The sequence below is a fragment of the Piscirickettsia salmonis LF-89 = ATCC VR-1361 genome (assembly GCF_000297215.2).
GTDB classification, from domain to species: domain Bacteria; phylum Pseudomonadota; class Gammaproteobacteria; order Piscirickettsiales; family Piscirickettsiaceae; genus Piscirickettsia; species Piscirickettsia salmonis.
Window position 1 is genome coordinate 1,811 of sequence record NZ_AMFF02000059.1, and the last position, 10,183, is coordinate 11,993.

The following is a 10,183-nucleotide window of genomic DNA, read 5'->3' on the forward strand; positions in this document are numbered from 1 at the left end:
CATTCCTGATGAAATCCCTGTATCTATCAGATTTCATTATACATCGTTTATCATGTCAGTGCGTAAGGTGAGCTTTTAACCTTCAAAAGGAAATTTGATGTCATTAACTGAAGAACAACTTAGGTTAATTGCAAACCTATTACAAGAGCAATTAAAAGAACACAAAGATTATTTACTCAATGCTATACGTTTAACAGTTTCTCAAAACCAAGCTGAAGAGCTTGAAATCACCATTCGGCAAAATAAACCTGTAGGGATAAATATAGTTCATCAGGCCATTTTCAAAACTATGAATATAGACCGTGACAAAACAATGAGTGCCGAAAGAAAAGAATACGCCGATAACTTTACTAAAAGGTGGCTTAAAGACCCTTCAAAAGAAGGAAGGTGTACAGAAACTATTGCATATACTCCAAGATATTCTGAAAAAATATTTGATCAATATCTAGCTACATTTTTACAACAAGACCACCAAATCCATAATCAGCTACAAACAACCCCTCTACTCCCAGAGCTTGCTCACGAAGTAGCAGAATTTGCTATAGGAAAAGGGCCATGCTCAAATCTTTTTTACCAAAATGCAACAAGTTCAGAACCAGAACCAGAACCAGAACCAACCTCAAGCTGCTGTGCCGTTCTCTAAAAGTCAAAATGCAAGGAGACCTTGCTTAAATAATTATGAAAATTAAAATTTACATGTATGGGCACTTGGCCGCATGTCGGCCCCTTTTTGAGCTTAAAACTTACCATCAAACCTTTACTATCCTAAAAAAATCAGCTGCTAATAACAGCAGCTATATTCACTTTTTTTAATAATTCTACGGGTTTATATCGTCTAATCTACAGAGCGTATTGTGTGACACACTTTGCTCTTCCCTAAAGCTAAATAACATAACCAAAGGTTAAAAGTGACTAGAAATGTCTATAACCTGATAAATTTAATTTTATCTCATCACGACCTAAATAAAAGTTTAGATTTTTATCATCACCACTTATCACTTCACCAATGCGAAAAATATTGATATTTTTTGATTTTAATTTTTCTAAAAGTTTTTCTTCATTATTTTTATTCATGCTAAAGCACAACTCATAATCTTCACCACCCGCAAGTGCATACTGCCACTTTTCATTCAGTGATAAATTAACAGAGCTAAATGCTAAATGATAAGGAATATCTGCTAAATTAATTTTTGCTCCACAAGCGCTTTGCCTCAACATATGCGTTAAATCTGCAGCTAAACCATCTGAAATATCAATACAACTATTAGCATAATCTTTAAGTATTAAGCCCAACTGCCAACGTGCCTGAGGCAAGCACAGTGCTTGCTCTATAAGCTCTAGTGTTTTTTCTTTCTGGTCATGATTAAATTGAATGTTACCCAACCGATGAGCCAAGCCTAATGCTGCTCCTCCTAACGGCCCAGAAACATAAATTACATCGCCCTCTTGCATTCCAGAACGCCTAAGTGCTTTATCTTTATCAACAGTGCCCTGCACTTGTACACTCAGACTCAGCGGACCACGTGTTGTATCACCACCCACTAAACTCATACCCGTTTCAGCCAAAGCCTGGAAAAGCCCCTGACTAAATAGACTTAACCAATTCTCATCCATTTCGGGCAACGTTAACGCTAAAGTAAGCCAGCGTGGTTTAGCACCCATTGCTGCTAAGTCACTGGCATTGACCATCACTGCTTTGTAGCCAATATTAAATGGTTTTTCATCAGCAAAAAAATGCACACCAGAAACTAAGCTATCTATCGATGCAGCAATCACCTCACTAGAACCTAGCTGAAGTAATGCACAGTCATCACCAATACCTAAAATAATGCCATTATTACCTTCTTGCAAAGAAGAAGAGCGCTTAAAAAAGCGCTCTATCAGATCAAATTCACTTAGAGGTGAAGACAAATGTTGCTTATTTTTGCTCATCTTTACGTATCGTCTGGGCTACACGATCTAACACACTGTTGACAAATTTATGGGCATCTTCAGCACCGAAGGTTTTTGCCATCTCAACACCTTCATTAATCACCACACGATAAGGAATATCCAAACGCTCTTTGAGCTCATAGGTTCCAACACGTAACACCGCTAATTCAACCGGGCTGATTTCATCAACTGTCCGTTGTAAAAAAGGCTGAAACGTTTTATCTAACTCACTAATTTGAGCTGGAATTGCATGCAAAAGCTCATGAAAATACTCACCATCTAAGTGTTGCATTTCATTCGTCGAGCGAAACTGCATCTCTATCGTGGATAGATTATCACCCGTCATCGCCCACTGATACATAGCTTGCACAAGTATTTTACGGCTTTTATGGCGCATTTTTGGGCTCATGTTACTCTCCAAGCATTGATGCGACATTCAGTGTTTCTATGAGTGCCATCGCCGCTTCCGCGCCTTTATTGCCAGCTTTAGTACCTGCGCGTTCAATAGCCTGCTCAATATTGTCCGTTGTTAACACGCCAAAACTAATCGGCAATTCATGAGAGAGCATCACCTGCGCAATGCCTTTTGCACACTCACCCGCCACATAGTCAAAATGAGGTGTGCCGCCACGAATCACCGCACCTAAGGCAATAATCCCGGCATATTGGCGCTGACGTGCCACTTGCTGAACAATAAATGGCAATTCGAATGCACCAGGTGCTTTAATTACAGTCAAGCTTTCCTCACTGACACCATGGCGACGTAAACAGTCAATTGCGCCACTAATCAAGCTCTCAACAATAAAACTATTAAAACGACCAGCAACAATGGCAATCTTGCCTTGAGGTGCAGTTAATTGGCCTTCTATGATTTTTACACTCATTTTATTCACTCTATCTCTATACTTAATTCTAAAAAATCTAAAAATCTAAGGTTTTAATCTTAATTAAAATTTAAACCTAATTAATCAATTTAAAGTAATTAATCTAGCCATTAGTTTAAGCGCTTTGCTTTAAACGCTGGCAATATTCAACTAAATCTGCAACCGTGCCAATCTTCAGGCCATGGATTTTTGCATAGTCAAACAGCTCATCGCGACGGGCCATATTACCATCATCACCAATAATCTCAACCAGCACACCCGCAGGAGAACAACCGGCCAAACGAGCGAGTTCAACTGAGGCCTCAGTATGCCCCTGACGCTCTAACACCCCACCAGCCGCGGCACGAAGAGGGAAGATATGACCTGGCATAACAATATCCTCAGGCTTAGCATCACCTGCAATCGCAGTATGTATCGTCTTTGCCCGATCGAATGTTGAAATACCTGTAGTCACACCGACTGCGGCCTCAATCGATACGGTAAAATTCGTATGATATTGCGTGCCATTACAATCTGCAGGCACCATCATCGGCAGCTTTAAGCGGTCACACATTTGACCACTCATCGGCAGGCAGACTAAGCCTCGACCATAGCGAATCATAAAATTAATTGCCTGAGGGGTCACTTTATCTGCCGCCATGATCAGATCACCTTCATTTTCACGATCCTCATCGTCAAGCAAGACCACCATATTCCCTGCTTTAATTTCAGCAATTAACTCTTCTGTCGTACTTAACATTTGTAACTCCTGCCCCTTCGCCTTCATTGTCATATAAACCCATGCTGCCTTAAGAAATTCTCATCTATCGTTTTTTGGTTCCGCTGTAATTCGTTATTTTTATTATGATCACCTGGACAATTTAATAAGCGTTCTAAATAACGGGCGAGCAAATCGACTTCTAAATTAACCTTGGAACCAACTCTATAATTAGTAATAATGGTCTTATCTTGAGTGTGTGGAATAACATTGAGCCCAAATGTATCATTGTCTATATAATTCACAGTCAAGCTCACACCATCAATACAAATCGAGCCTTTTACCGTAATATAACGTAATAAATCTTTAGGAGCTTTAATACGATAACAATAAGAACGACCGGAACGCTCAATGGCCACGACGTGGCCAACACCATCAACATGACCACTGACTAAATGGCCACCCAAACGTGAGCTTAGCTGTAAGGCTTTTTCTAAATTCACTAAGCTTCCTGACTTTAAATCTTTTAATGTCGTTAAATTTAAGCTTTCTATAGAAATATCCACACCAAAAGAGGTCCGATTACACACAACCACGGTCAAGCACACGCCATTAACCGCAATGCTATCACCCAACGCCACATCACCAAGATCCAAACAACCGGCAACAATCGTTAAGCGTGCATCCTCGCCTTGAAATAGCAAAGATTCAATCCGCCCAACTGCAGCAATTAACCCTGTAAACATAACGTTCAAACCACCGGTTTTAATGTCAAGCGCATATCATCACCGAAACGACAAAGATCTTCAAGGTGTAGCGCAACTTTTTCACTCATCTTAGTCAACGACAAATCAAACAACGGCCGAGCCTGGCTGCCTAATAACACCGTCGCCATATAAATAACCAACTCATCACATAACCCTTGCTGTATCAAAGCTCCCGCTAACGTCGCTCCAGCTTCCACATGTAATTCATTGATGCCTTTTCCCGCTAATAACCGCATACACCAGACTAAATCAATCTTGCCAAGGCTATCCATGGGCGCATAAGCAATATTTACCCCTAAATGGTTTAATAACCGTGCTTGCTCGCTATCTTGTTGCTGTTCGCTAGTAATAATTAAAACAGTATCTACTTGCTTTAATATCTTCGCCTGTAATGGCATGCTCAACTGACTATCGACAATCACTCGCACAGGTTGATCTTGTTCTAAAAACGCCTCACCTAACTCAGCTGCTCGTACTTTTAACTCTGGATTATCATGTAATACCGTACCAATACCAGTAAAGATGGCTGAACTGCATGCGCGCAAACGCTGTACATCTTGACGAGACTCAGGCCCGGTGATCCACTGACTTTCTCCCGACGCCATCGCCGTACGGCCATCCAAACTTTGCGCCATTTTAATGCGTATCCACGGGCGCTTTTTTTCCACACGGGTGATAAACCCTAAATTTAATTCACGTGCTTGCCGCTCACAGACCCCAACGGTGACACGGATGCCCGCAGCGTGCAGTTTTTCTATTCCCTGGCCAGCAACTTGCTCAAACGGGTCTTGCATAGCGACCACCACCCGACTCACCTTGGCGGCAATTAATGCCTCTGCACACGGCCCTGTCCGGCCAGTGTGTGCACACGGTTCTAACGTCACATAAGCGGTTGCGCCCTGTGAATGCTCACCCGCTTGCCTTAAAGCATACACTTCGGCATGCGGACCGCCAGCACGCTGATGATAGCCTTCACCAACCACCTTATTTTCTTTAACCAAGACACAACCCACACAGGGATTTGGCTTTGTTGTATAGCGACCACGCTCAGCAAGACGCAATGCCTGCTGCATATAAGATTGATCCAGACCTAAGTGATCTAGATCATCTACCTGCACTAATGAAGCACTCATGCACTTTCACCTTGCAATAAACGTTCGATCTCTTGCCTAAAGGCATCAACATCCTGAAAACTACGATAAATTGACGCAAAACGCACATAAGCAACTTGATCTAAGCTCTTGAGCTCTTTCATCACCCATTCGCCCAACAGGCCAGAATCCACTTCACGCTCGCCCATCGCCCGCATTTGCGAGCTGACTTTTTGAATCAACGCATCGATATCTTTCGCTGAAACCGGACGTTTTTCTAAGGCATGCGTCAGCCCTTTACGGAGCTTATCTTCGTTAAAGCTTTCTCGATCGCCATTGCGTTTAATCACCCGCGGCATCGCCAGCTCCACCCCCTCATAGGTAGTAAAGCGCTCAGCACACTGGATACATTCACGACGACGCCGCACTTGATTGCTTTCACTCACCCAGCGTGAGTCTATAACTTTGGTGTCTTTATGCTGACAGAAAGGGCACTGCATTGATATCACTCACACTTAACAAGGCCGGCAGAAATTTATTCCGCCGGCCAACCGGCGAACTCGCCGAGTAATTTACTACTGATAAACAGGAAACTCACGACATAACAAAGCCGCTGCCTGCTTGGTCTTTTCAATCACTGCCTCATCACCCAGATGATCTAAAACATCACAAATCAGCTCAGCGACTTGCTTCGCTTCAATTTCTTTAAAGCCACGCGTCGTAATCGCCGGAGAGCCTAAACGCAAACCACTGGTGACAAACGGCGAGCGCGGATCATTCGGCACTGAGTTTTTATTCACAGTAATATTCGCCCGACCCAATGCTTCTTCAGCCTCTTTGCCAGTGATATCTTTATCAATTAAATCAACTAGAAATAAGTGATTTTCTGTGCCATTCGAGACCACTTTATAACCCCGCGCCATCAACACACTGACCATGGCTTTAGCATTTTTTAATACTTGTGCTTGATAGTCTTTAAACTCAGGCGCCATTGCTTCTTTAAACGCCACTGCTTTCGCTGCAATCACATGCATTAACGGTCCGCCTTGCATGCCAGGGAACACCGCTGAATTTAATTTTTTCTCAATCTCAGGATTAGCTTTTGCCAAAATCAAACCACTACGTGGGCCACGCAAGGTTTTATGCGTCGTCGTTGTGACGACATCAGCAACCGGTATCGGATTTGGATATAAACCCGCAGCAATTAAACCAGCCACATGTGCCATATCCACCATTAAATACGCACCGACCTCATCAGCAATCTCACGAAAACGTTGCCAATCAACTATGCCAGAATATGCTGAAAACCCAGCCACAATCATCTTCGGCTGATGTTGACGCGCCAATTCAAGCACCTGGTCATAGTCAATGTCACCTGTGACTTCACTTAAACCATATTGAATAGCATGATAATGTTTACCTGAAAAATTTACTTTAGAGCCATGTGTTAAATGGCCACCATGGGCAAGACTCATCCCCAATACGGTATCACCCGGTGTTAATAAGGCCTGATAAACCGCGGCATTCGCTTGTGAGCCGGCATGAGGCTGGACATTGGCATAATCTGCACCAAACAGCTGCTTTGCACGCTCAACCGCCAAACGTTCCGCGACATCAACATGCTCACAACCACCATAGTAACGCTTGCCTGCATAGCCTTCAGCATATTTGTTCGTTAATACCGACCCTTGTGCTTCTAGCACACGCGGACTCGTATAGTTTTCTGAGGCAATCAATTCGATATGCTCTTCTTGACGACATCCTTCGTCTTGTATGGCTTTTGCAAGTTCAGGGTCGAAATCTGCAATGGTACGCGAGTCAAACATGCTTACTCTCCAAAAGTTTTGAGTAGAAATTTCAGACAGCGCTATTCTACCAGAAGTTTTCTTCTTTTGCTGGACTGGTGGTATGATTTCAGCAGTTTCTAACGAAAAATAAGGCAAGCACAGACCATGGCACAATATATCTTTACCATGAATCGGGTCAGCAAGGTCGTTCCACCCGGCAAAACCATTTTAAAAAATATTTCTTTATCTTTCTTTCCAGGCGCTAAAATTGGCGTTTTAGGTTTAAACGGTGCAGGAAAATCAACGTTATTACGTATTATGGCCGGTGTTGACCAAGAGTTCGATGGCGAAGCGCGCCCACAAACAGGCATCAATATCGGTTACCTGCCGCAAGAACCACAACTAGATTCAAGCAAAGATGTCCGCGGCAATGTCGAAGAAGGCATTAAAGAAACCAAAGCCATTGTTGATCGCTATAACGCAATCAACATGAAATTCGCTGACCCAGAACTTGACCCTGATGAGATGACGGCCTTACTTGAAGAACAAGCCGAGCTACAAAATCAAATTGATGCGGCCAATGCCTGGGACCTAGAACGTACGCTGGAAATCGCCGCCGATGCACTACGCCTACCGCCTTGGGATGCTGATGTCTCCGTACTGTCCGGCGGTGAGCGTCGTCGTGTCGCCCTTTGCCAACTGCTTTTGTCTAACCCTGACATGCTGCTTTTAGATGAGCCGACTAACCATTTGGATGCTGAAAGTGTGGCCTGGCTTGAACGTTTTCTACATGAATTTAAAGGCACGGTCGTTGCTATTACCCACGACCGTTACTTCTTAGATAATGTCGCCGGTTGGATTCTAGAGCTCGACCGTGGTGAAGGTATTCCCTATGAAGGCAATTACTCCTCTTGGTTGGAGCAAAAAGAGCAGCGCTTAGCGCAAGAAAAGCGCCAAGAAGATACTCATAATCGCAGCATTAAAGCCGAACTTGAGTGGGTACGCTCTAACCCCAAAGGCCGCCGTGCTAAAAGCAAAGCCCGTTTAGCGCGCTTTGAAGAGCTTTCTTCTCAAGAGTTTCAAAAACGTAATGAAACTCAATCCCTATATATTCCACCCGGACCACGCTTAGGTGATTTAGTCATCGAAGCCAATAACATTAACAAAGGTTTTAACGAACGTGTTCTTATTGAGGACTTAAGCTTTAACCTGCCACGCGGTGGCATCGTCGGCATTATCGGCCCCAATGGCGCAGGTAAAACCACCCTGTTTAAATTACTCACTGGCCAAGAAAGCATCGATAAGGGTGATTTTAAAGTAGGTGAAACGGTTGATTTGGCCTGTGTCGACCAATCACGTGATGCTTTAGATAATAGCAAAACCGTCTGGGAAGAAATCTCTGCCGGCTCTGATCATATTGTCGTTGGTAACTTTACTATGCCATCACGGGCGTATGTCAGCCGCTTTAACTTTAAAGGCGGCGATCAGCAAAAGCGCATTAGCGATTTATCCGGTGGTGAGCGCAATCGCGTTCACTTAGCTAAATTATTAAAACGTGGCGGCAATGTATTGCTTCTCGATGAGCCCACCAATGACTTAGACGTTGAAACCTTACGCGCCCTGGAAGAATCCTTGTTAAATTTCCCAGGTTGTGCGGTTGTTATTTCTCACGACCGTTGGTTCCTCGATCGTATTGCTACCCATATTTTAGCCTACGAAGGCGACAGCCATGTCGAGTGGTTTGAAGGTAATTATAGTGAGTACGAAGCAGATCGCAAACGTCGCTTAGGCATTGATGCCGAGCAACCGCAACGGATTAAATATAAACGCCTGGCAAACGCTTAAAAAGCAATTTAACGCAGCTTAATATAATATTAAAGAGGAAATTTTCAGCATTTCCTCTTTTTTATTTTAAAAATAAATAATCAACAATAAAGTTAATTAAAAATTTCGCTTACATCGTGTTTTCAAAGTACTTTGATAGACCTTCCGACTTGTCATTTTGAAAGTGTTGATACATGACCATTGTCTCTTCACTTCTTTTTCCCCAGCCCCCAATATGAAACCTTTGTTGAGATGCATTATTTTCTTTAGCATAACTCTTCATAAAATAAGAGATCATTGCCTTTAAATCTTTAGGAGACAAGCGACTATCAATCTCAATTATCTTTCTATTAGAATTATATGGCTCCAATAATTGATTTGAAGATCTAAACGCCTCTAACACTCCCTTAGGAACACGATACGATTGGTTATTAAAATAAACTTCTTCACCACCAGATTTCACGCTGGTATTTTTTAAAAAGTTAGTAATCAATCGTTGTTTTACTTGTTTATCAATCGAATTATTAATTGCAGATGTGTTACCTGCTGTATAGCCAGTAGATACGGTTTGTGAGGCATAGCGATCTATTTCACCTTTAAAATGGTTAATTACCGCATCTATTGAGTAATCTCCAAGTTTTACTTTATTATGAGGCTCTTTAGTAAACACTGTATTTAAAATATCAACTATCTTACTAGCCAACCAATTATCTTCTGGGTAACCTGCGCTTGCACCCACACCTTTTAAAACATCCAGCAATTTATAGTAACATTCAATACTCTGGCCTTCTTGATCAGAACTTTCAGGCCTACGACTTTCAGGCCTATTCTTAAAGTTAATTAGTTCATGGGCTAATGATCTATCATTCTTATCAAGAATTTTCCACCATGACTGATGTTTATGTATATATCGATTACCAAGCTCTTGCAATAATTGAGAATCAACAGATAATAAATTACCCTCTTTAAGAAATTCTTTAATTTTACCAAATTTCACTGCTAAACACCTCTCTTAATCTTGACTAGTAAGCTTTTCCTTGTATCGTAAGCGTCGCTACCTCGGTAGGTATTTTGCACATCCAATGATGCAAAATCGCCGAGCAAAACGCGACGACTATAAACCCTCGGCTGTCCGCGTCACACAGCGTTACGTGCCTTGAATCGGCACACTCCACTACTGTGCTCTCACATGACTCTACGG

12 protein-coding genes are annotated in these 10,183 nt (G+C 42.5%); 3 read left to right on the forward strand and 9 right to left on the reverse strand.

The features are described from left to right. Positions 1–97 precede the first annotated feature (97 nt). A complete protein-coding gene (locus tag C200_RS06185; RefSeq protein WP_016210831.1) occupies positions 98–643 on the forward strand; it encodes a hypothetical protein in 546 nt (181 codons plus the stop codon). Positions 644–912: 269 nt separating this feature from the next. Here the strand turns inward: C200_RS06185 and thiL are convergent, their stop codons facing one another. From thiL to glyA, 8 genes are all read right to left on the reverse strand, one after another. After that, a complete protein-coding gene (gene thiL / locus C200_RS06190) occupies positions 913–1,932 on the reverse strand; it encodes a thiamine-phosphate kinase (RefSeq protein WP_016210829.1) in 1,020 nt (339 codons plus the stop codon). Then, positions 1,919–2,341: a transcription antitermination factor NusB gene (gene nusB, locus C200_RS06195; protein WP_016210832.1), complete on the reverse strand. Its 423-nt coding sequence runs from the start codon at positions 2,339–2,341 to the stop codon at positions 1,919–1,921. The genes thiL and nusB overlap by 14 nt, the downstream gene beginning before the upstream one ends. Position 2,342: 1 nt before the next feature. Continuing rightward, entirely contained in the window at positions 2,343–2,816 is a 474-nt protein-coding gene (ribH, locus tag C200_RS06200) for a 6,7-dimethyl-8-ribityllumazine synthase (protein WP_016210828.1), read from the reverse strand. 115 nt (positions 2,817–2,931) lie between these two features. Continuing rightward, complete coding sequence (gene ribB, locus C200_RS06205; protein ID WP_052133275.1) at positions 2,932–3,555, reverse strand: 3,4-dihydroxy-2-butanone-4-phosphate synthase; 624 nt, start codon at positions 3,553–3,555, stop codon at positions 2,932–2,934. Positions 3,556–3,584: 29 nt separating this feature from the next. Next, a complete protein-coding gene (locus tag C200_RS06210) occupies positions 3,585–4,259 on the reverse strand; it encodes a riboflavin synthase (protein WP_016210836.1) in 675 nt (224 codons plus the stop codon). A 5-nt stretch (positions 4,260–4,264) separates the two neighbouring features. Next, complete coding sequence (gene ribD / locus C200_RS06215; protein ID WP_016210835.1) at positions 4,265–5,413, reverse strand: bifunctional diaminohydroxyphosphoribosylaminopyrimidine deaminase/5-amino-6-(5-phosphoribosylamino)uracil reductase RibD; 1,149 nt, start codon at positions 5,411–5,413, stop codon at positions 4,265–4,267. Then, positions 5,410–5,871, reverse strand: coding sequence for a transcriptional regulator NrdR (gene nrdR / locus C200_RS06220; protein ID WP_032126465.1), 462 nt, complete (start codon positions 5,869–5,871; stop codon positions 5,410–5,412). The genes ribD and nrdR overlap by 4 nt, the downstream gene beginning before the upstream one ends. A gap of 75 nt (positions 5,872–5,946) precedes the next feature. Continuing rightward, entirely contained in the window at positions 5,947–7,197 is a 1,251-nt protein-coding gene (gene glyA, locus C200_RS06225) for a serine hydroxymethyltransferase (protein WP_016210830.1), read from the reverse strand. Between the two features lie 126 nt (positions 7,198–7,323). On the opposite strand from glyA, the gene ettA reads away from it, so the two are divergent. Continuing rightward, positions 7,324–9,003 (forward strand): energy-dependent translational throttle protein EttA, encoded by a 1,680-nt coding sequence (gene ettA / locus C200_RS06230; protein ID WP_016210824.1) that lies wholly within the window; start codon positions 7,324–7,326, stop codon positions 9,001–9,003. 109 nt (positions 9,004–9,112) lie between these two features. Here the strand turns inward: ettA and C200_RS06235 are convergent, their stop codons facing one another. Continuing rightward, positions 9,113–9,979 carry a hypothetical protein gene (locus C200_RS06235; RefSeq protein ID WP_016210826.1) on the reverse strand — a complete coding sequence of 289 codons (867 nt, stop codon included), beginning with the start codon at positions 9,977–9,979 and terminating at the stop codon, positions 9,113–9,115. A gap of 40 nt (positions 9,980–10,019) precedes the next feature. Here C200_RS06235 and C200_RS16510 point away from each other — a divergent pair, with 40 nt between their 5' ends. Beyond that, positions 10,020–10,142, forward strand: coding sequence for a hypothetical protein (locus tag C200_RS16510; RefSeq protein WP_016210827.1), 123 nt, complete (start codon positions 10,020–10,022; stop codon positions 10,140–10,142). Positions 10,143–10,183 lie beyond the last annotated feature (41 nt).

Bases quoted from the DNA above. Each gene is read 5' to 3' on its own strand.
- C200_RS06210 (WP_016210836.1), bottom strand. From the start codon at position 4,259: ATGTTTACAGGGTTAATTGCTGCAGTTGGGCGGATTGAATCTTTGCTA.
- nrdR (WP_032126465.1), bottom strand. From the start codon at position 5,871: ATGCAGTGCCCTTTCTGTCAGCATAAAGACACCAAAGTTATAGACTCA.
- C200_RS06185 (WP_016210831.1), top strand. From the start codon at position 98: ATGTCATTAACTGAAGAACAACTTAGGTTAATTGCAAACCTATTACAA.
- thiL (WP_016210829.1), bottom strand. From the start codon at position 1,932: ATGAGCAAAAATAAGCAACATTTGTCTTCACCTCTAAGTGAATTTGAT.
- nusB (WP_016210832.1), bottom strand. From the start codon at position 2,341: ATGAGCCCAAAAATGCGCCATAAAAGCCGTAAAATACTTGTGCAAGCT.
- ribH (WP_016210828.1), bottom strand. From the start codon at position 2,816: ATGAGTGTAAAAATCATAGAAGGCCAATTAACTGCACCTCAAGGCAAG.
- ettA (WP_016210824.1), top strand. From the start codon at position 7,324: ATGGCACAATATATCTTTACCATGAATCGGGTCAGCAAGGTCGTTCCA.
- ribD (WP_016210835.1), bottom strand. From the start codon at position 5,413: ATGAGTGCTTCATTAGTGCAGGTAGATGATCTAGATCACTTAGGTCTG.
- glyA (WP_016210830.1), bottom strand. From the start codon at position 7,197: ATGTTTGACTCGCGTACCATTGCAGATTTCGACCCTGAACTTGCAAAA.
- ribB (WP_052133275.1), bottom strand. From the start codon at position 3,555: ATGTTAAGTACGACAGAAGAGTTAATTGCTGAAATTAAAGCAGGGAAT.